This is a genomic window from Actinokineospora enzanensis DSM 44649 (assembly GCF_000374445.1).
In the GTDB taxonomy this organism is placed as follows: domain Bacteria; phylum Actinomycetota; class Actinomycetes; order Mycobacteriales; family Pseudonocardiaceae; genus Actinokineospora; species Actinokineospora enzanensis.
This window is the reverse complement of the sequence record NZ_KB894405.1, coordinates 352,831-374,228: the sequence shown is the minus strand read 5'-3', so window position 1 is coordinate 374,228 and position 21,398 is coordinate 352,831. Positions and strand designations below refer to the sequence as shown.

The window sequence follows — 21,398 nt, the reverse complement described above, 5'->3', positions numbered from 1 at the left end:
TTCCGGAATCGTCCGCGGACCGTGGCTGAGACGAGCACTCCCCCGTGGTCGACTTTACCGGGTGTGAGTGGGTGTCTCGGGATGGCGCTTGACGGGGACCGGGCCGTGTTATCGAGGGCTGCGCGGGCTAGACGCAGGAGATTCCACGGTGGTTTCGGCGTTGGGCCGTGGGATGTGGGGGTTGAGCGAGGTTGCTGGGTGGCGGGCTGGGGAGTAGCCCGATCCGGTGATCTTGGTGTGCTCTGCCGGGGATCCGCTTTGCCTGACCTGTCACCGACCAGGCCACGGAAGACTCAATGCCAGGTGATTGACAGGCAGGCAGTGGGGTCGCCGGGTGGTGCGATGGATCCGAGGATGTAACCGGATCCGGTGATCCGGTCGATGCCCGTATCGCCCGGTATCCCGGGGAGGGTGGGCAGGTCGGTGGCGTGGCCCGCACGGTCCCAGACCACGGGGTGCGATGTGGTGCCATCGCCTACGGTGCCCGCGGACATGCCGCGGTCATCGATGCCGACCGCGTTCCACGAGCCAGTCGGGCTCCCTTCCAGCTTTCGGAGGGTGCCGTCGGCGTCCCAGCGGAGGCCCACTTCGCGGTCGACGGGTATGCCGATGACCCAGCCGGTGGCTTCGCCGTGCTCGTTGACGTGCGACGCGACCGTGTACAGGTCGTCCCCGCCGCCGGGCAGGCGGGTGGGGTGGCCGTCGGGGGACCAGCGAACCGGTACGGCAAGCCTGTCGACCTGTTCGTACCCCACCGCGACGCCGTGTTCGTTGATGTCGGAGATGGAGTCGTCGCCGCCCGGGGTCAGGGTGGGCAGGATGTGCGGGACGCCGTCGAGGGACCATAGAACGGGGACGCTCGGGCCGCGGTCCGACGCGCTGCCGTACACGATGCCGTGGCGGTTCATGCCCTGGATGTTGAGGTACGGATAGCCGTCGGGTGCCCGGAGTCGCTCGATCCGGCCGGATGGGCTCCACCGCACGGGGATGGACGGCCGCGAGTGCCGGGCGATGGACACGCCGAGTACCCAGCCGTTGTCGCTGATCTCCTCGGCCTGGCTGGTGCGGTCGTCGGGGAGCGTACCCAGGTCGTGCACGCCCGACTTGTCCCAGCGGACGGCGTGTGCGTCGCGGCCCGCGGCAGACTGCCCCACCACCACATGTGCGGAGTTGACCCCGTACGCGATGGCCCCGTCGCCGTCGAGAGGTGGCAGGGCGGTCGGGTGACCGTCGCGGTCCCAGCGGACCGCGGTGACCGGGCTGTCCGGCGAGGTGGCGAAACCGACGGCGGTCCCGTCCTCGGCGATGTCGTAGGCGAAGGTGCTCCGGGCGCCCGGCACCGGCGCCAGGGTCGTGATCTCGTACCGATGTGCCTGCCCGGTCGTCGCGACCGCGGGCGACGCGGTGATCAGCGACATGAGCAGGGCGGCCGCGAGCGCGCTTCTCCTGGACATCAATCCCCCGTCTCCTCCGGGCCGGGTCTCGACATTTCCCTGAGTTCCGTTGCCGGACAAGGGAACTAGGACCTGTGAACGCGGCACCCCCGAAGCTCCTGGGCCGTTCGCCGTAGTCGTGGTGGTGCCAGGGCCACCGGCGCGGGTCCCGGGTAGGCCACCGGTGATCGGGGTGCGGCCGGCATGGGAACGACGGCCGGGAGTTCGTACCGTGATGGCACCGGGAAAGAATCCACAATGGATCGAGGGGAACGACCATGCGCAGGACCAAGTCCGTGCTCGCCGCCGCACTGGCGGGCGTCGGGTTGCTCACGAGTGCGGGAGTGGCGACAGCCGACGCGGGGAAGTCGGGCCTGGAGAGGTTTCAAACCCAGCGGCTCACCTGGAAGCCTTGCGGCATCAAGGCTCTCGATGAGGCGGGGGGCCAGTGTGCCGATGTGACCGTGCCATTGGACTACGCGCGCCCGCGCGGGCGGACCATCACCGTGGCCATCTCGCGGTTGCCGGGTACCGCGCCCGAGCGGCGGGTCATGCTCGGCAACCCGGGTGGTCCCGGCGGGCAGGGGATCGACTTCATGGTGACGATCGGCAAGACGCTGGCGCCCGATGTGCGGGCGCGGTACGACCTGATCGGCATGGACCCGCGCGGTATCGGCCGGTCCACGCCGGTCGACTGTCACGCGACCTCCGGTGTCTCGCTGCTGTCGGCGGGAGTGGACCGGGCCGGGTTCGACGCGCAGGTGCGGTTCCAGGCCGACCTGGCCAAGCGGTGCGCGGCCAACGCGGGTGACCTGATCCCGTACATCTCCACCCGCAACACCGCCCGCGACATGGATGTCGTGCGGGCCGTGCTGGGGCAGCGGAAGATCAGCTACTTCGGCTGGTCGTACGGCACCTATCTCGGCGCCGTCTACACCCAGATGTTCCCCCGGCACAGCGACCGGGTCGTGCTGGACAGCGCCATCGACCCGAAGACGTACTACGTGGGGATGTCGCAGCTGATGGGCACGCCGAACGAGGCCGCGCTGGACGAATGGGCCGCGTGGGTCGCCGCCCGCGACAAGCAGTACCACCTCGGCGGCACCGCGAAGCGTGTGCGGGCGTCCGTGGAGGACCTTCAACAGCGGGTCGCGCGGCAGCCGATCACCATCGGCGGGTACCGGGTCGACCAGCACCTGCTGCCGGTCCTGTTGTTCATCCCGCTCGCCGACAGCCAGGGCAACGCGGGGCTGGCGGACGACGTGCGGGCCCTCACCGACGCGGCCGACGGCAAGAACCCGCCCATCACGTCCGGTCTGGCATTGGCCCTGGGACTCATCGACCGTCCGGTGCCCGCGAACCTGGGGTCCGCGCAACCGGCGGTGTTCTGCGGTGACGCGCCCGCGCCGCGTGACCCGGAGTGGTACTGGCGGCAGATCCAGCAGCACCGCAAGGCGCAGCCGGTCTTCGGTCCGCTCGCCTACGCCCCCTCGGCCTGCGCATTCTGGGCGCCGCCCCGCGAGCCGCGCACCGAGGTGCACAACTCCGTGCCCGCGCTGATCGTCCAGGCGACCCGGGACACCCGCACCGTCTACGAGTCGGGCGTGGCGCTGCACCGGGCCATGGACCGGTCACGGCTGGTCACGCTGGACACTCGCATCCATGTCGTGTTCGGCCACGTGGCCAACACCTGCGTGGACACGACCATCAACGGCTACCTTCGCGACGGGAAGCTGCCCGCCACCGACAAGACCTGCCGCTGAGTGATCCTCGAACAACGCGAACACGGTTCCGCCGCCCGCTCGGGGGTCTCCCGGGTGGGCGGCGGAGGTGTCAGGCGACGCGGTCGGTGGTCGGTTCGCCCCGGTACCAGGCGCGGGCCTCGGCCAGGCGCTGTCGGAACGGGGCCGGGGTCACGCCGGTGCGCGTCCAGATCCGGTCGGTGTCGTACCAGTGGTCCCGGGTCGCCAGTGACCACTGGTGGTCGGTCACCCCGGGTGCGGCCGCGCGGACGCGGGCCCGGTGCTCGGTCAACGACAGGTCGACGAGCGGTGTCGGCAGGTCCAGCAGGTCGCACACCGCGGTCAGCAGGTCGCGCATGACGACCGGTCGCGGGTCGGCGACGTGGAAGACCTCGCCCGAGGGGAAGTCCTCGGCCAGTGCCAGTGCGGCGATCGCGGCCGCGAGGTCGGTCACCGACACGATCGAGGTGCGGGCCGAGCCGCCCGCCGCCCATGCCGGGACCGCGCGCAGCAGTCCGGCCAGCGCGGGTACCACGTGCCGGTCGCCCGGTCCGAGGACGAGGTGGGGGCGCAGCACCGCCCCGCCCGCCGCGCGGACCAGGCGCTCGGCGGCCAGCCTGGTCGTGCTGGTGGCCGATACCGGGTCGGTGACCAGGCCGTCGCCCGGTTCGCCCGGACCGCGCACGGACTCCCGCGCGCCGCGGTGCTCGCCGTCCCGGTAGACCGCGCAGGTGCTCAGGTACAGCACTCGGGTGGTGCCCGCGCGGCGCGCCTCCGCGAGGAGGTTGGCCGTTCCGGTCTCGTTGACCTCGGTGCACAGCAGCGCGTCGCCGCCGATCCGGGACGCCAGGTGCACCAGGGTGTCGGTCTGCTCGCAGAACCCGGCGAGGCTGTCCGGCCCGGTGAGGTCACCCGGCCAGACGGCCACTCCCGCGTTCGTCATCCACTCCGGCACCGGCCCCCGCGCCAGCACCCGGAGCCTCGGTCCGGCACCGCGGGCCACCAGCGCGGCCACCGCGGCCGCACCGATGAACCCACTCGCCCCGGTCACCGCGATCCGGTTCACGCGCGCACCACGCCGCGCCCGTCGAACGCCCCCGGCACGGGGCTCCCGACAACACAGGCAGGCGCGGATCCCCGCGTCCCGCCGGTGGCACGACACGCACTGCCCGGTCGCGGTCCGGTGGTCACAGCGACCGCATCGCCAGGGTGCCCGCGGCGACCACGGCGCCGCCTTGCCGGAAGGACACGCGCACCTCGCGCACGCCGTCCTCGACATCGCACACGCCCTCGACCCGCAGCAGGCACTCGGAGTCGAACTCGACGTAGGACCGGTACTCGAAGTCGGTGCGCACGGGCAGCGCGTAGGGGTCGCGCACGGTGAGCAGCGCGGCCTGGCGGGCGGCCTCGGTCAGCACCATGCCGGGCACGTGGTCGACCGGGTGGTCGAACATCACCTCGTGGTCGGGGTCGATCTGCAGCGACCAGACCCCGTAGGTCTCGGTGGCGGCCACCAGCACGTCGCGCCCGAGGGCGCGGCCGACCAGGGCCGGGTAGACGGTGGCCCGGGTGCGGGCCCGGCGCGGGGTCGCGCCGTGGTGCTCGCCGCGCAGCCTGCGGTAGACCGCTGGCGACATGCAGCGCCAGGACTCGGACGCGGCACCGACGCGGTGGCCGTCGCGGAAGCACTCGAACTCCATCCGCCCGCCGACCACGTTCCGGCCGCGGCGGATCAGGTCGTGTGCGGCGATGCGCAGCACGACGTCGACCGGTTTGCCCACCGTGACCAGGCCCGCGACGTCGACGGTGCACTGCTTGCGGTCGGAGAGGAAGCCGTGGCCCAGCGGCACGCCGTAGGCGCGGTGGGCGATGAGCAGACCGGCCTGCCTGCACGTCTCGGCGTGCAGCATGGGGTCGTGGGTGTGTGGGGCGCCCGGCCCGAAGAAGCTGTGCCGCCGCGGCCATTGCGCGGCGATCTCGAACCGGTCCGGTCCGAGGGTGTTCATGTCGGTGACGAAGACCTCCGAGACCGCCGCGCGGTGCACCACGGCCCGCGGGATGGTCTGCTGGAAGTCGAGCGGTCGCGGGGCCGTGATGGGCTCCGCGCTGCCTAACTCGTAGGTTCCGTGGACTGGCTCCTGAAGTAACGTGCCGACCATGTCGGTCCTCCCAGAAACTGTGTAACCCCCGTGTCTCCCGGTTACTGTTGTAGCTGAAACGGAGCAACAAAACCATACCTACCTACCGGTTTTTTTTTGCTGGTCACCAGGGGTCGCAGCGGCTACACTGGCCACTTGACGCCATCGACTACCCCCGGGGCACGCACCGTCCGGTGTGGACCAGCACCCGGCTGCGAGAGGAGTGGGACGTGGCCCGCCAAGAGCGCGCGGAGCAGACTCGCAAGACCATCCTGGACGCCGCGGCCGCACGGTTCGACGCGGTCGGCTTCCTCGGCGCGAGCCTGTCGGACATCCTGGCCGAGGCCGGGGTCACGAAGGGCGCGCTGTACTTCCACTTCAAGTCCAAGGAGGACTTGGCGGACGCGCTGGTGCACGAGCAGTTCGAGGTGCTCGAACCCACCACGGTCCTGGAGAACCCCGGGCTGCAGACGCTGATCGGCTGGTCGGAGAACCTGGCCGCGGCGCTGCAGACCGACGTGCGGGTGCGCGCCAGCATCCGGCTCGTCATCGAGCAGGGGTCGTTCATCCGGCCCGCCAGCAACGCCTACAAGCAGTGGATCGACTCCGCGCACGCCTGCCTGCTGGCCGCGAAGGCCGCGGGCGACCTGCGCAAGGAGGTCAACCCGCACGAGCTCGCGCAGTTCGTGGTCGCCTCGTTCACCGGCATCCAGCTCAGCTCCGAGGTGCTGACCGGCCGGACCGACCTGCTGGAGCGGATCGGCTTCATGTGGCGCACGATCCTGACCGCGGTCGTGCCGCCGCGCAGGCTGCACCGGTTCACCCTGGCGGGCGGCGGCCTGACGAGCCCGCGGATCGAGGCGGTCTGAGCCTGGGGCAAGCGCTCGGACGACCGCTGCACCGGAAAACGCTGTACCCGGAGAACGGAGCGGGGCACCCGGATGGGGTGCCCCGTTTGTCTTTCCCGGCCACGGAGACCCGCGCCGCGTGAGCCCTCGTCAGTCCTCAGTGGATGGACGAGTCACGGCGTGCGGCAGGCCGGGTGCGAGAGGTCGACCAACCGCCAGAGCGCGGCCAGGGTGTCCACCAGGTCCGACTCCAGGGTGACCGTGTGCGAGGCGACCACGGACTCCAAGCCGACGCAGGTGACCACGAGCAGCAGCGTGACGATGTCCAGCGGCGCCGTGGCGGCCAGCTCGCCGCTCGCGCGGGCCTCCGTCACGTACCGGTGCACCTGGGCCAGCCAGGCCCGGGTGAAGGCCACGAACCGCACGTCCTGGGCGCCCATCTCGCGGGCCAGCCGGAAGCTGGCGCCCACCCTGGCGTCGGTGTCGATCCAGCTCATCAGGGCGTAGCCGAGGTCGGCGAGCCTGCGTAACGCGGGCGACGGGGTGGTCAGCTGACGGGCCACGAAGGCGTGCAGGACGGCCACGGCGGCGTCCTGCACCTCGTCGCAGATCTCGTCCTTGGACGAGAAGTGGAAGTAGAGGCCGCCCTTGGTGACCCCGGCGGCCCGGGAGATGTCCACCATGCTGGTGTTCGCGTAGCCGTCGCGGTGCAGCAGGTCGGCCGCCGCGTCCAACAGCAGACTCCTGGTCTGTTCCGCCCGCGCCTGCTTGGTCACCGTCGTCCCCATCCCTCGCGTCGAGCCCGGGGCACACCCGTGCCCCGGTCACACAAGGTCGACTTTACATACCAACCGCCCGGTTTACAACTGACCGTCGGAACGAACTGTTGTCAAGAAGGGGTTCCAGCAACCTACCTCGAAGTAAACAGACCGACCCCCCGGTTTTGTGTTGAAAACCGGGGGGTCGGTTTAGTACGCTCCGCTGCGTGGGGACCGGCGCTCGGCAGGCCACAGGCCGGGGCAAGAGGGCACCGGCGCCTGGCCGATCCACCGACGCGGACACCGGAGGGGCACGGGAATGTACTACGAGATACTCGGGCAGATCAGAGTCAGCGGGCGGCCGGGGGTCAGCGCGCCGCGGGCGCGCAAGGTCGAGACCCTGCTGGCGGTCCTGCTGGCCAAGAACAACCAGGTGGTCACCACCGAGCACCTGATCGGGGCGATCTGGGGCGACTCACCGCCCGCGCGCGCCAGCGCCGCTCTCTATGTGTACGTCTCGCAGCTGCGCAAGCTGCTGCGCGGCACCGAGGACGGCGAGAGCCCGCTGGTGACCAGCCCGCACGGCTACACACTGCACGTGGACGCGGACGAGCTGGACGCCGACCGGTTCACCCGGACGTACCAGCACGGCCGCGCGCTCTACCGGGACCGCCGCTACGGGCAGGCCGCCACGGTGCTGCGCGAGGCCTCCGACCTGTGGCGCGGCCCGGCGTTCGGCGGGTTCGTCGACTCCGCGGACGTGCAGACCTACGCCGCGCTGCTGGACGAGTCGCACCTGGAGTGCCTTGAGCTGCTGATGGAGACCGAGCTGCTGGTCGGGCGGCACCGGGAGATCGTCGGCCAGCTCTCCGCGCTGGCCAAGGAGCACACCCTGCGCGAGACCTTCTACGAGTACCTGATGACCGCGCTGCTGCGGTCCAACCGGCGGGCCGAGGCGCTGGAGACCTTCGCCTCCGCCCGGCAGCACCTGGTCCGGCAGCTGGGCATCGAGCCGGGCGTGTCGCTGCGCAGGCTGCACCACAGCATCCTGGTCAACGAGATGTCCGACGCGGTGTGAGCCCGACCCGATCGTCGGCCCGGCCTCCCTGGTGAAGGGGAGCCGGGCCGATCCGATTCTGGTTCCCTCAGCTTCGGTAGACCGAGACCACCGCGCCGCCGCAGCGAACGGGCTCGCCGTACCAGCCGCCCCAGCGGGCGTCCAGGGCCAGCTCGGCCAGCTCGGCCAGCAGGTCCAGCTCGGCGGGCCACACGTAGCGCAGCGGGCCGGGGTGGTCGGCGAGCAGCAGGCTCTGCCGGGTGGCGTCGAAGCCGACCACGGCCGGGTCGCCGTCCCACTCGGCCGGGTCCGGGTGCCGGTGCTGGATCACGAGCGCGCCGCCCGGCCGCAGCAGGGCGGCCAGCCTGCGCACCAGGCGCAGCTGGTCGCGCTGATCGCCCAGCCGGGAGAGCCGGTCGGCGCCCAGATACACCACGTCGACCCGACGGCCGCGCGGGCCGGTGCGCACCGTGTCGAGGCCGGTCACGCTCGCGGGGTAGCCCAGTCGGGTCAACCCCTCCCCCACCCCGGGGTCGTCGCCGACCACCAGAACGTGTCCGGCGGCCCGGCGGGCCACCCGGTCGGCGACCTCGGCCAGGAACGCCGCGGTCCCCGCCGGGTCGGTCACCAGCCCGGCGAACCAGGAGGGTCGGACGGCGGACTGCTCGGCGACGCGGGTCGACATGACGGCACCTCACTCCAGGCGGGCTCCGGAGTCACGGAACGCTCCGTGCTTCCATACGCAGAGTGCCGGATCGACCTAAAGCAGACCCAAGGAACACGAAAAAGGGCGGCTCGTACGGGTTGACCGCACGAGCCGCCCGCGGGGGGTGGGGAGTATCAGGACTTGGCGCGCTGGTGGAACTTGCGCACCGCGAGTGCCGCCGCCGCCACGGTGATCACCGACCACCAGGCCAGCGCGAGCCAGCCGTCGGAGCCCGCACCGGTGCCGTTGACCAGGGCGCGGACCGCGTCGATAAGGACCGTCACCGGCTGGTTGTCCACCACGGCCCGCAGCACGCCGGGCATCGAGCCGGTGGGCACCAGCGCGCTGGAGGCGTACGGCAGGAACACGATGATCATGCCGAGGCCACCCGCGCCCTCGACCGTCTTGGCAGTCGCGCCAAGCCAGGCCGCGACCCAGAACACGCCTGCCGCGAACAGCGCCAGCAGGCCGATGGCGCCCAGCCAGCCGACCAGCCCGCCCGCGGGCCGGAAGCCGACGGCCAGCCCGATCGCCACCGTGATCACCAGCGAGATCCCGGCCCGCAGCACCCCGGAGACGACGTGCCCGACCAGTACGGCCGGGCCTGCCATGGGCATCGACCGGAACCGCTCGACCAGACCGCCGGTGAGGTCGGCGGCGACCCCGATGACGGTGGAGGTCGCGTTGAACCCGATGGCGATCACGATCAGGCCGGGCACCAGGTAGTCGACGTAGGGCAGGTCCGGGACCGTGATGGCGCCGCCGAACATGAAGCGGAACAGCAGCAGCAGCACGATCGGCAGCGACACCGCCTGGAACAGCATCTCCGGGTTCCGGGCGATGTGCTTGACGTTGCGACCGATCAGCACCCGCATGTCGGACAGCGTCTGCCCGAGCACCGACCCCTGCGGCGCGGGCGGCGGCGTCGAGGGTGTCTCGGTCGGCTTGGACAGGGTCTGGGTCATGACTTCGCTCCAGCGGTTCCGGTCAGCGTGTGGAAGACGTCGTCCAGCGTCGGCTCGGCCAGCTCGACCGCGCTCGGCTCGAACCCGGCGTCGTGCACCAGGTTCAGCACCCGCCGCACCCGCGCCTGCTCGTCGATGGCGACGCTCACGGTGGCACCGAGCAGCACGCCACCGATGATGTCCGCCGCCCGCACCGCCTCGTCCGCCGAGCCGAAGGTCAACTTCAGCCGCTCGGTGCCGACCTTCCGCTTCAGCTCGGCCGCGGTGCCCTCGGCCACCACGTGCCCCTTGTCGATGACCGCGATGCGGTCCGCCAGCTGGTCGGCCTCCTCCAGGTACTGGGTGGTCAGCAGGATCGTGGTGCCACCGTCCAGCAGCTCCCGGATCGCCGCCCACATGTCCGCCCGACTGCGCGGGTCCAGCCCGGTGGTCGGCTCGTCCAGGAACAGCACCGGCGGCGCGGTGATCATGCTGACGGCCAGGTCCAGCCGCCGCCGCATCCCACCGGAGTACGTCTTCACCGGCCGCGTCGACGCCTCGACCAGGTCGAACCGCTCCAGCAGCTCGGTCGCCCGCGCCTTCGCGGCCGACTTGGACAGGTGGAACAGCCGAGCCATCATCTCCAGGTTCTCCCGGCCGGTGAGCAGCTCGTCCACCGCCGTGTCCTGCCCGGTGAGCCCGATCTGCGCCCGCACCGCCCGCTTGTTCCCGGCGACGTCGTGCCCGTTCACCGTCACGGACCCGCCGTCGGCGTCGAGCAGCGTGCTCAGGATCCGCACCGTGGTGGTCTTGCCCGCGCCGTTCGGGCCGAGCAGCGCGAACATCGTGCCGCGCGCCACGCTCAGGTCGACACCCGTCAGGACCTCGTGGTCGCCGTAGGACTTGCGCAGCCCCCGGGCTTCGATCGCGTAGCCTGTGACCATCGGTCACCCTCTCCTTGTTCGAATCTGGCCGGAATCTGGCCGGAAACTGTGTGCTCGCGACGGTCACCCGGCCGCTTTGTCTCCACTCCAGTTGGCCAGATGGGCCGGTGGGGCGGCAATAATGGCGGGGTGGGGCCGGAATAGGGGTGGTGGGCGGGCGGGAAAAGGAGTGGCGGGGCGGGCCGCCCCGGAACCATCAACCCGCCGAATCAGCCGATGGGCAGGCGGGTTCGGACGGCTGTCGGATGACAGCCGTCCGAACCCGGATCCCGGGATCAGTCGTCGTCCCCGCCACCGATGGCCATGCTGATCAGGGCATCCGCGTCGAGGTCGTCGATGCTCTCCGAGTCGACGGCCGGGACTTCCTCCGCCACCGGCTCCGAAAGACGAATACCGGCGAGATCCAGCAGCCCGTCCAGCAACCCGGCAGCGCGGAGCCTGTCCAACGGAATCTCCGCCAACGCCTTCCGGACGTCCTGTTCGGAAGTCCCTTCCGAAACCACGACGGCGGGCTCGGCGTCCGCGGGCACCAGCTCGGCGACCAGATGCTCGGCGAGTACCCGAGGCGTCGGGTAATCGAAGATCAAGCTGACCGGAAGCTTCAACCCGGTGACAATGCTCAACTTGTTGCGGAACCCGGTAGCCGACAGCGAGTCGAACCCGACCTCGTTGAACGACCGATCCGGCTCCACCACCTCGGTCCCCGAATGCCCGAGCAACGTCGCCGCGTGACTCCGCACCAACGTCAGCACAGTAGGAATCCGCTTGTTCACCGGCAACCCGGCCAGCTTCACCGCCAACGACTCCGTCGACTCGGCGGCCTCCTGGGCGGCCCGCCGACCAGGAGCGCCTGCAAGGCCACGCAGCACAGCAGGCAGGTCATCCGAACCGGTCAGCACCCGAGTGTCCAGCGCGATCGGCACCAGGAACGCCTCGGGAGCTCCGGCGGCGGCATCGAGCAGGCCCAATCCATCCTCAGTGGACAGAGCGGTGATCCCGGTATCGCCGAGTCGAGCGGTATCGGCGTCGGCCAAGGCCGCACCCATACCGCCTGCATCGGCACCCCACAGCCCCCATGCCAGCGACGACCCGGCCAGACCCGAGGCCAGACGCCGGACCGCGAGCGCGTCGAGATAGGCGTTGGCAGCGGCGTAACTCCCCTGCCCCGGCGAACCGAGCACGCCTGCGGCGGACGAGAACAGGACGAACGCCGTCAGGTCAAGGTCACGAGTCAGCTCGTGCAGGGTCCACGCGGCGTCCACCTTCGGCCGCAGCACCGTGTCCAGCCGGTCCGGCGTCAGCGAGGTCACGATGCCGTCGTCCAGCACACCGGCAGCGTGGATGACCGCGCGCAACGGAGCTTCCTGAGGCACCAAGGCCAGCAGAGCGGAAACCGAGTCGCGATCGGCGACATCGCACGCGGCCAACGTGACTTCCGCGCCTGCCGCGGTCAGCTCATCCCGCAACGCGGACGCACCGGGGGCATCAGCGCCACGACGGCTGGTCAGGAGAAGACTCCGCACGCCGTGGGTGGTAACCAGGTGGCGGGCGACGGCGGTACCCAGCGCACCGGTGGCACCGGTGATCAGCACTGTGCCCTCGGCGTCCCACACCGGCGCCGCCGACGTGCTCTCCTCGTCCGCCCGCGCCAAGCGCGGCACCAGAACCGTGCCCATCCGCAGAGCCGCCTGCGGCTCATCGGCAGCGGCCACGGCGGCCAGGGTACGGCCGCTCGGGGTGCCGGGACCGAGGTCGACCAGCGTGATCCGGTCCGGGTGCTCGGCCTGGGCCGAGCGCACAAGACCGGCGACCGCCGCACCGACCGGGTCGGGGTTCTCACCGGGTTCGGTGGCGACCGCGCCTCGGGTGACGACCAGGAGGGAACCGCCATCGGACCGGGTCAGCCAGGTGGTGAGCTGGCCCAACACGCGATGCAACTCGGCGCGGGCGGCAGTGGCATCCTCGCCCACCGCACCAGCCGACAGGACCAGGAGGCCACCACCGGCTTCGGCGAGATCAGCGACTGCCGTGGCGCCCAAGGCGTCGGTGAGGCCGTAGGGGTCGGGCCCCACCACGGTCCAGTCGGTCACCTCCGCGACCGCGTCGAGATCAGCCCGTTCCCAGGTCAGCCGGAACATCGAGTCGGTGCCGGTCGGGGCCGCCTGCGGTTGCGCCGACATCGGGCGCAGCAGCAGGGAGTCCACCGAGGCGACGGGCGCGCCCGTGGCATCGGCGATGTCGAGTGACACTGTACTTCCTTCCCCCAGTCCTCCCACCCCGGATCCTCCTGTCCCCGAAGGGCGAACATGTACGCGCAAGGTCGTTGCGCCGACTGCGTGCAGTCGGACGCCCGCCCAGGCGAACGGCAGGGACGGCTCGGTCCCGGCCGCGCCCGCGACGCCGATGGTGTGCAGAGCGGCGTCGAGCAGGGCCGGGTGGACGCCGTAGTGGTCGGTGTCGGTGACGGTCGTCGGAAGTTGGATCTCGGCGAACGCCTCGCCGTCGCGCTTCCAGGCGGCGACCAGGCCGCGGAAGGCGGGACCATACGCCAGACCGTCGGCGGCCAGCTCCTCGTAGGTGCCTTCCAGGCGCACCTGCTCGGCACCGGCGGGCGGCCAGGCAGAAAGGTCGAACGCCGCCGCGGTGGCCGACTTGGTGAGCCTGCCGATGGCGTGTCGGGTCCACGGCACGCCATCGGCGGCGCCTTCGGGTCGCGAGTGGACCGTGAAGGACCGGGCCCCGCCGTCCTCGGGACCCGAGATCGCGAACTGCACCCGCGCGCCGGAGCGGTCCGGCAGCACGAGCGGGTACTCCAGGGTCAGCTCCTCCAGGTGCGGGCAGCCGACCCGGTCGCCTGCGCGGATCGCCATCTCGACGAAACCGGTGCCGGGGAACAGGACCGAGCCGCCGACGACGTGGTCGGCCAGCCACGGCAGGCTGCCCGCGGACAGGCGTCCGCTGAACAGCAGGCCGCGCGAGTCGGCCAGTTCGGTGGCCGTGCCGAGCAGCGGGTGGTCCTCCTGGCCGGGCGCGCCGGTCGTGCTCTCCAGCCAGAACCGGCGCCGCTGGAACGGGTAGGTCGGCAGTGCGACCGTGCGTGCCCCGGTCGGCGAGTAGACCGCCGTCCAGTCGACGTCGACGCCGCTGACGTGCAGCTTCGCCACGCCGGTGAGGGCGGCGACGGCCTCGTCCTGTTCCTTGTGCGACAGCGCGGCCAGGACCTTGGGCTCGTCGAAGCAGTTCTCGGCCATGGCGGTGAGCGTGGTGTCCGGGCCAAGCTCCAGGAACCGGGTGACGCCGTCGGCCGCGGCCCTGGTGACCGCGTCGGCGAAGCGGACGCAGGCCGGGACCTGGGCGACCCAGTACTCGGCGGTGGCCAGGTCGGCAGGCTCGCCGGTCACGGTGGAGATCACCGGCAGCCGGGACTCGGCGTAGGTGAGGCTCTCGGCGACGGCGCGGAACTCGGCGAGCATCGGGTCCATCAGTCGCGAGTGGAACGCGTGCGAGACGCGCAAACGCTTGACTCGCTCGAACCTCGCCGCGATCTCGGTGACCGCCGCCTCGTCCCCGGAGATCACCACCGCGCTTGGCCCGTTCACCGCCGCAATGTCCACCGTGTTGCCCAAGGTGGAGTTGTCCAAAGCAGACTCGCTGAAGGCCGAGCGCACCGCTTCCGGTGTGGCGTCCAGGGAGACCATGGCGCCGCCTGTGGGCAGTGCCTGCATGAGGGCGCCGCGCGCGGTCACCAGTCGGGCCGCGTCGGCCAGGGAGAGCACGCCCGCGCAGTGCGCCGCCGCGATCTCGCCGATGGAGTGGCCGACCAGCACGTCCGGCTTCACACCCCAGGACCGCACCAACCTGAACAGCGCGACCTCGATGGCGAACAGCGCGGGCTGGGTGTAGCGGGTCTCGGCCAGTTCCGGACCGTCGCCGTCGATGACCGAGCGGATCGGGCGGTCAAGGTGGCGATCGATCTCGGCGCACACCTCGTCGTAGGCGGCGGCGAACACCGGGAACCGGGCGGCCAGCCCGGCGCCCATGCCGGTCCGCTGCGAGCCCTGGCCCGCGAACAGGAACGCCGTGCGCCCACCGGCCGTCGCCACACCGGTGACGACCCCGCGCACCTCCTCCTCGTCCACCAGAGCCGCCAGCCCCCGCACGAACTGCGGCGACCGGTTCCCGATCAGCACCGCCCGACGCTCGAACGCGCTGCGGGTGGTGGCCAGCGACAGGCCGATGTCGGCCAGGCTGCCGTCCGGCTCCTCATCCACATAGGACATGAGCTGTTCGGCCCGCGCCTTCAATGCGGCCGCACCGCGCCCGGACACCGGCCAGACGACCGGACCGTCGTAGTCCGTCCCGCCGGTGACCTCGCGCCGGTCGCCCTCCTCCAGGATGACGTGCGCGTTGGTGCCGCTCACGCCGAAGGAGGAGACGCCCGCGCGTCGGGTGTGCCCGTTGGGCAGCCACTTCACCGGCTCGGCCAGCACGCGCACGGCCCCGGACGCCCAGTCGATCTCGCTGGACGGGGTGCCCACGTGCAGGGTCGCGGGCAGCTCGCCGTGCCGCATGGCCATGATCATCTTGATCACGCCCGCGGCACCGGCGGCGGCCTGGGTGTGGCCGAGGTTGGACTTGACCGAGCCGATCCACAGCGGCGCGTCCGCGTCGGCGCGGTTGCCGTAGGTGGCCAGCAGGGCCTGGACCTCGATGGGGTCGCCGAGCTTGGTGCCGGTGCCGTGCGCCTCGACGGCGTCCACGTCGGTCGGGACGAGGCCCGCGTCGGCGAGCGCGGCCCGGATGACCCGCTGCTGGGCGGGGCCGTTGGGGGCGGTGAGGCCGTTGGACGTGCCGTCCTGGTTGACCGCGCTGCCCTTGAGCAGGGCGAGCACCGGGTGGCCGTTGCGGCGGGCGTCGGACAGGCGCTCCAGCACCAGCACGCCGACGCCCTCGGACCAGGTGGTGCCGTCGGCGGCGTCGGAGAAGACCTTGCAGCGGCCGTCGGCGGCCAGGCCGCGCTGACGGCTGAACTCGACGAAGGTCTCCGGGGTGGCCATCACCGTGACGCCGCCCGCCAGGGCCAGGTCGCAGTCGCCGCCGCGCAGGGCCTGGGCGGCCATGTGCATGGCGACCAGCGAGGACGAGCACGCGGTGTCGACGCTGACGGCCGGACCCTCCAGGCCGAGGGTGTAGGAGACGCGGCCGGTGACGATCGAGCCTGCGCTGCTGGCACCCACGTAGTCGTGGTACTGGACGCCCGCGTAGACGCCGGTGGAGCTGCCCTTGAGCGAGAGCGGGTCGATGCCGCCGCGCTCCAGCGCCTCCCAGCAGGCTTGCAGCAGCAGGCGCTGCTGCGGGTCGATGGCCGGGGCCTCCTTGGGCGAGATGCCGAAGAAGCCGGGGTCGAAGTCGCCCGCGTCGTGGACGAAGCCGCCGCGCGCGACGTAGGTGGTGCCGGGGCGGCGGCCGGTCGGGTCGAGCAGGCCCGCCACGTCCCAGCCGCGGTCGGTGGGGAAGTCGCCGATGGCGTCCCGGCCCTCGGCGACCAGCGCCCACAGCTGCTCCGGCGAGGTCACGCCGCCGGGCAGGTGGCAGGCCATGCCGACGATCGCGATCGGCTCGTCGTCGTTGGTGCGGACCTTGGTGGCCACGACGGTTTCCTCGCCTGCCGTCTCCGCGAGCAGGTGCGCGGCGAGAGTGGCGGGCGTCGGGTAGTCGAAGATCAGCGTGGCAGGCAGGCGGCGGCCGGTGGCGGCGGTGAGGCCGTTGCGCAGCTCGATCGCGGTGAGCGAGTCGAAGCCGAGCGTCTGGAACTGGGCGGTGGGCTCGATGTCGTGCGCGCCGCCGTAGCCGAGCACGGTGGCGGCGTGGCCGCGGACCAGTTCCAGCACGGCGTCGGCGCGGTCCTCGGCGGGCAGCGCGCGCAGCCTCGCGGCGAACGAGTCGACCGGGCCGTCACCGGCGGCGCTGACGGCGACGCGGCGGGTCGAGCGGCCGGTCAGGTCGGTGAGCGCCCGCGGGACGCGGTCGAGCCTGCGCAGCGCGGGCAGGTCCAGCTTGGCCGCGACGATCGCCGCGCCACCCGCGACAAGCGCCCGGTCGAACCGGACCAGGGCGTCCGAAGTGGACATCGGGACGATACCGCCCGACGCGAGCCGGGCCAGGTCCTCGGCGGACAGCGTGCCGCCCATGCCGCCGATCTCGCCCCACAGGCCCCAGTCGATCGACAGGCCGGGCAGGCCTGCGGCGACGCGGTGCACGGCGAGGGCGTCCAGGAAGGCGTTGGCGGCGGCGTAGGCGCCCTGGCCGGGGCCGCCGAGCACGCCGGAGACCGAGGAGAACAGGACGAACGCGGCCAGGTCGGCGTCCCGGGTCAGCTCGTGCAGGTTCAGCGCGCCGTCGACCTTGGGGCGCAGTACGGTGTCCACGCGCTCCGGGGTCAGCGAGGTCACGATGCCGTCGTCGAGGACACCGGCCGCGTGGATCACGGCGGCCAGCGGCGCGTCGGCCGGGATGGCGGCGAGGGCCGCCGCGAGGGCGTCCCGGTCGGCGATGTCGCACCGGGCGATCGTGACGGTGACGCCGACCTCGCCGAGCGCGGTGGCCAGCCGGGCCAGCTCCGGGGTCTCGCGGCGGCCGAGCAGCAGCAGGTTGCGGGCACCGTGCTCGGTGACCAGGTGCCAGGCCAGCTGTCCGCCGATCGCGCCGGACGCGCCGGTGATCAGGACGGTGCCCTGGGTGTCCAGGCGGGCGGGCTCGGCGTCGGTCGCGACCCGGACCACGCGGGGCGCGAACAGCTCGCCGCCCCGGGCGACGACCTGCGGTTCCCCGGTGGCCAGCACGCGCGGGAGCAGGGTCTCGGCGGGCGTGCCGTCGGTGTCGAGCAGCACGAACGCGTCCGGGTTCTCCTCCTGCGCCGACCGCACCAGGCCCCAGGCGGCGGAGGCGGCCAGGTCGGTGATCACGTCACCTGCCGCACCCCGGGTGACGATCACCAGTCGGGCCTGTTCAGGGTGCGCGCGGCCGAGCCAGTCCTGCACGGCGGCCAGCACGCGGTGGGTCAGGGCGTGCGTCTCCTCGGCCGTGCCGGTGGACCCGGTGACGTCCAGGATCTCCACACCGGCGGTGTCCACAGTGGAGTCTGCGGTGACCGGCCGCCATTCCACCCGGTAGAGCGGGTCGGTCGGGGCGGCGACGGGCGTGGTGAAGGCGCGGAAGACGGTCTCGGCGACGGTGGCGACCGGGGCGCCGGTGGTGTCGGCGAGGGTGACGCGGAAGTCGTCGCCGCTGGTCGGGGTGAACCGGACGCGCAGCGCGGACGCGCCGGTCGCGTGCAGCTCGACACCGGTCCAGCAGAACGGGACCCGGCCGACGCCACCGTCTCCGCCGCCTGCCACGCGCAGGGCGTGCGTCGCGGCGTCGAGAGCGGCGGGGTGCAGGAAGTATCGATGGACATCACCGGCAGTGTCACTATCACCAGGCAGCACGACCTCGGCGAACACCTCCCGATCCCGCTGCCACACGGCACGCAGCGACCGGAACAGCGGCCCGTAGCGCAGGCCGGTGTCGGCGAAGTCGTCGTACAGCCCATCGATCGCCACGGCCTCGGCACCGGCGGGCGGCCACTCGGTCAGCGCCTCGCCACTGTGCGTCTGGGGCGCGAGGGAACCACCGGCGTGCGAGGTCCACGGCTCGTCGGCCTCGGCGCTCTCCGGTCGTGAGTGGATGGTCAGGGAACGGATGCCCCGCTCCCCCGCCGCGCCCACGGCCACCTGCACCTGGACGCCGCCACGCTCGGGCAGCACCAGTGGCGCGCCGAGCGTCAGTTCCTCGATCCGGCCGCAGTTCACCTGGTCGCCCGCGCGGACCGCCAGCTCCAGGAACGCCGTGCCGGGAACGGTGACCAGCTCGCCCAGCCGGTGCTCGGCCAGCCATGGGTGGGTCTCGACGGACAGGCGCCCGGTGAGCACCACGCCGTCGGTGTCGGCGAGCGTGACGGCCGCGCCGAGCAGCGGGTGACCGGCCATGACAAGACCGGCGGCGGTGAGCTCGTCGCGGTTGGCGCGGGCGTCGATCCAGTAGCGCTTGCGCTGGAACGCGTAGGTGGGCAGGTCGACGCGCCGGGCGCCGCTACCGGCGAACAGCGCGGCCCAGTCGGGGGTGAGTCCGCTGACGAACAGCTCGGCGACGGCGGTGAGCGCGGCGCTTGCCTCCGCGCGGTCCTTGCGCAGCACCGGGACGGCGAGGCCGTCGATGTGCGGGCGGGCCAGCGCGGTCAGCACGCCGTCCGGGCCGACCTCGACGAACCGGGAGACGCCCTGGGCGGCCAGCGTGCTGATGCCGTCGTGGAAGCGGACGGCGGCCTTGACGTGCTCGACCCAGTACCCGGGCGTGGCGATCTCGGCCCCGGCGACCGTGCCGGTGACGTTGGAGACGATCGGGATCGTCGGCGCCTGGTAGGCGAGCGTGCCCGCGATGGCGGCGAACTCGGCCAGCATCGGCTCCATCAGCGGCGAGTGGAACGCGTGCGACACCCGCAGCCGCGAGGTCTTCCGGTCCGCGAACCGCGCGACCACGGCCTCCACGGCCTTCTCGTCACCGGACAGCACGACCGAGTCCGGCCCGTTGATCGCCGCCAGGCTGACGCCCTTGGTGAGCAGCGGGGTGACCTCGTCCTCCGTGGCCTGCACGGCGATCATCGCGCCGCCGGTCGGCAGCGCCTGCATGAGCCGGGCGCGCGCGGTGACCAGGGTGGCCGCGTCGGCCAGGGACAGCACCCCGGCGACGTGCGCGGCGGCCAGCTCGCCGACGGAGTGGCCGATCAGGAAGTCCGGCCGCACGCCCCAGGAGGCCAGTAGCCGGAACACCGCGACCTCGATGGCGAACAACGCGGGCTGGGTGTAGCCGGTCTGCGCGATCAGCTCCGGCTCGGCCGCGATGACAGTCTTGAGTGGACGGTCCAGGTGCCGGTCCAGCGCCGCGCACACCTCGTCGAATGCCTCGGCGAAAACCGGGAATGCGGCCGCCAGCCCCGACCCCATGCCGCTCCGCTGGGCGCCCTGGCCGGTGAACAGGAACGCGGTGAGCCCTTCCAGCCGGGTGCCGGTGACCAGCCCCGGGGCGACGCTACCCGTGGCCAGAGCGGCGATACCGTCCCGCGCCTCGTCGGCGGTCTCCGCCAGCACGACCGCGCGGTGAGTCAGCGGGGAGCGCGAAGTGGCCAGCGAGAACCCGAGGTCCAGGGTGGACGCAGCGACCTCGGACAGGATGCCCGCCTGTGCCGCCAGAGCCGTGGAACCATGGCCGGACAACGGAAGCGGGACCGGCACGTCCTTGGGCCAGCCCGCTTCCGTCTGCTTGGTCGGCTCCGTCGCCGGAGCCTCCTCGACGATCACGTGCGCGTTGGTACCGCTCACGCCGAACGAGGAGATACCCGCCCGCCGGGGCTTCTCCCCCGCCGCCCACGGTCGGGCGTCGGTCAACAGCTCGACATTGCCCGCCGTCCAGTCGACCGCCGTCGACGGCTCGGTGACGTGCAGGGTCTTGGGCAGCAGGCCGTTGCGTAACGCCAGCACCATCTTGATGACACCGCCGACACCGGCCGCCGCCTGCGCGTGCCCGATGTTGGATTTGAGGGAACCCAGGTAGAGCGGGCGTTCCCGATCCTGCCCATAGGTGGCGAGGACGGCCTGCGCCTCGATCGGGTCGCCCAGGGTGGTGCCGGTGCCGTGGCCCTCCACCGCGTCCACATCGGACGCCGACAGCCCCGCGTTGGCCAGCGCCTGCCGGATGACCCGCTGCTGGGAAGGGCCGTTGGGGGCGGTGAGGCCGTTGGACGCGCCGTCGGAGTTGACCGCGCTGCCCCGGATGACGGCGAGCACCGGGTGGCCGTTGCGGCGCGCGTCGGACAGGCGCTCCAGCAGGATCGTGCCCGCGCCCTCGGCCCAGCCGGTGCCGTCGGCGCTGTCGGAGAACGGCTTGCAGCGGCCGTCTGGCGCGAGGCCGCGCTGGCGGCTGAACGCCAGGAACGGGCCGGGCCGCGACATGACCATCACGCCACCGGCCAGCGCCAGCGAGCACTCGCGCTGCCGCAGTGCCTGCACGGCCAGGTGGATCGCGACCAGCGACGACGAGCACGCGGTGTCGACGGTCAGCGCCGGGCCCTGCAGGCCGAGCGCGTAGGCGACGCGGCCGGAGATGACCGAGCCCGCGTTGCCCGTGCTCAGGTAGTCCTCGACCTCGCCCGCCAGCACGGACGCGGGCAGCTCGTCGTAGTAGTCCTGGTCGCCGCTGCCGACGAACACGCCGACCTGCGCGCCCGCCAGCGAGTGCGGCGCGATGCCCGCCCGCTCCAGGCTCTCCCAGGCCAGCTCCAGCGCCAGCCGCTGCTGCGGGTCCATGGCCAGCGCCTCGCGCGGCGAGATGCCGAAGAACGGGGCGTCGAAGCGGGCCACCTCGTGGACGAACCCGCCCTCGCTGACATAGCTGGTGCCGGGGTTGTCCGGGTCGGCGTCGAACAGGGCGTCGAGATTCCAGCCGCGGTCGGTGGGGAACGGGCCGACCGCGTCGCCGCCGCCCGCCACCAGCTCCCACAGGTCCTCCGGCGTGCGCACCTCGCCGGGGTAGCGGCAGGCCAGCGAGACGACGGCGATCGGCTCGGCCGCCGCGGCCTCGACCTCGCGCAGCCGCGCCTGGGTCTGCTGGAGGTTGGCGGTCACCCGCTTCAGGTAGTCGACCAGCTTGCTTTCGTCAGTCATCGTGAACGCCTTCTTGTCGCTTCCGGGCGGGTGGTGCGGGCGGGCGGGGGAAGGAGAGCGTGGTGCGGGCG

General features: G+C 72.2%; 10 protein-coding genes and 1 pseudogene. 3 read left to right on the top strand and 8 right to left on the bottom strand.

The genetic code is table 11. The features are described 5' to 3' along the window. Nucleotides 1-293 precede the first annotated feature (293 nt). Nucleotides 294-1,454: a hypothetical protein gene (locus C503_RS0106275; protein ID WP_033400256.1), complete on the bottom strand. Its 1,161-nt coding sequence runs from the start codon at nt 1,452-1,454 to the stop codon at nt 294-296. Between the two features lie 257 nt (nt 1,455-1,711). Between C503_RS0106275 and C503_RS0106270 the strand changes: the two genes are divergently transcribed. Then, nucleotides 1,712-3,196: an alpha/beta hydrolase gene (locus C503_RS0106270; RefSeq protein ID WP_018681340.1), complete on the top strand. Its 1,485-nt coding sequence runs from the start codon at nt 1,712-1,714 to the stop codon at nt 3,194-3,196. Between the two features lie 70 nt (nt 3,197-3,266). On the opposite strand, the gene C503_RS38230 is transcribed toward C503_RS0106270, so the two are convergent. Both C503_RS38230 and C503_RS0106260 read right to left on the bottom strand, forming a co-directional pair. Further along, entirely contained in the window at nt 3,267-4,241 is a 975-nt protein-coding gene (locus tag C503_RS38230) for an NAD-dependent epimerase/dehydratase family protein (RefSeq protein WP_018681339.1), read from the bottom strand. A gap of 121 nt (nt 4,242-4,362) precedes the next feature. Then, nucleotides 4,363-5,334, bottom strand: a complete 972-nt coding sequence (locus C503_RS0106260; protein WP_018681338.1) for a ScbA/BarX family gamma-butyrolactone biosynthesis protein — start codon at nt 5,332-5,334, stop codon at nt 4,363-4,365. Between the two features lie 209 nt (nt 5,335-5,543). Here C503_RS0106260 and C503_RS48435 point away from each other — a divergent pair, with 209 nt between their 5' ends. Next, nucleotides 5,544-6,182 carry a ScbR family autoregulator-binding transcription factor gene (locus C503_RS48435; RefSeq protein ID WP_018681337.1) on the top strand — a complete coding sequence of 213 codons (639 nt, stop codon included), beginning with the start codon at nt 5,544-5,546 and terminating at the stop codon, nt 6,180-6,182. Between the two features lie 152 nt (nt 6,183-6,334). Here the strand turns inward: C503_RS48435 and C503_RS43055 are convergent, their stop codons facing one another. Beyond that, nucleotides 6,335-6,937: a ScbR family autoregulator-binding transcription factor gene (locus C503_RS43055; RefSeq protein WP_169514501.1), complete on the bottom strand. Its 603-nt coding sequence runs from the start codon at nt 6,935-6,937 to the stop codon at nt 6,335-6,337. A 301-nt stretch (nt 6,938-7,238) separates the two neighbouring features. Here C503_RS43055 and C503_RS0106245 point away from each other — a divergent pair, with 301 nt between their 5' ends. Next, nucleotides 7,239-7,997, top strand: a complete 759-nt coding sequence (locus C503_RS0106245) for an AfsR/SARP family transcriptional regulator (protein WP_018681335.1) — start codon at nt 7,239-7,241, stop codon at nt 7,995-7,997. 67 nt (nt 7,998-8,064) lie between these two features. Here the strand turns inward: C503_RS0106245 and C503_RS47255 are convergent, their stop codons facing one another. The 4 genes and pseudogenes from C503_RS47255 to C503_RS0106225 form a co-directional block, all read right to left on the bottom strand. Next, nucleotides 8,065-8,661 carry a hypothetical protein gene (locus C503_RS47255; RefSeq protein ID WP_018681334.1) on the bottom strand — a complete coding sequence of 199 codons (597 nt, stop codon included), beginning with the start codon at nt 8,659-8,661 and terminating at the stop codon, nt 8,065-8,067. A 155-nt stretch (nt 8,662-8,816) separates the two neighbouring features. Then, nucleotides 8,817-9,647, bottom strand: a complete 831-nt coding sequence (locus tag C503_RS0106235; RefSeq protein ID WP_018681333.1) for an ABC transporter permease — start codon at nt 9,645-9,647, stop codon at nt 8,817-8,819. Further along, complete coding sequence (locus C503_RS0106230; RefSeq protein ID WP_018681332.1) at nt 9,644-10,570, bottom strand: daunorubicin resistance protein DrrA family ABC transporter ATP-binding protein; 927 nt, start codon at nt 10,568-10,570, stop codon at nt 9,644-9,646. Before C503_RS0106230 ends, C503_RS0106235 begins: the two co-directional genes overlap by 4 nt. Before the next feature lie 275 nt (nt 10,571-10,845). After that, a pseudogene (locus C503_RS0106225) lies at nt 10,846-21,327 on the bottom strand (SDR family NAD(P)-dependent oxidoreductase); the annotation flags it as partial. Nucleotides 21,328-21,398 lie beyond the last annotated feature (71 nt).

Coding starts and splice junctions, on each gene's coding strand:
- C503_RS0106275 (WP_033400256.1), bottom strand. CDS start 1,454: ATGTCCAGGAGAAGCGCGCTCGCGGCCGCCCTGCTCATGTCGCTGATC.
- C503_RS0106270 (WP_018681340.1), top strand. CDS start 1,712: ATGCGCAGGACCAAGTCCGTGCTCGCCGCCGCACTGGCGGGCGTCGGG.
- C503_RS0106260 (WP_018681338.1), bottom strand. CDS start 5,334: ATGGTCGGCACGTTACTTCAGGAGCCAGTCCACGGAACCTACGAGTTA.
- C503_RS0106245 (WP_018681335.1), top strand. CDS start 7,239: ATGTACTACGAGATACTCGGGCAGATCAGAGTCAGCGGGCGGCCGGGG.
- C503_RS47255 (WP_018681334.1), bottom strand. CDS start 8,661: ATGTCGACCCGCGTCGCCGAGCAGTCCGCCGTCCGACCCTCCTGGTTC.
- C503_RS0106235 (WP_018681333.1), bottom strand. CDS start 9,647: ATGACCCAGACCCTGTCCAAGCCGACCGAGACACCCTCGACGCCGCCG.
- C503_RS0106230 (WP_018681332.1), bottom strand. CDS start 10,570: ATGGTCACAGGCTACGCGATCGAAGCCCGGGGGCTGCGCAAGTCCTAC.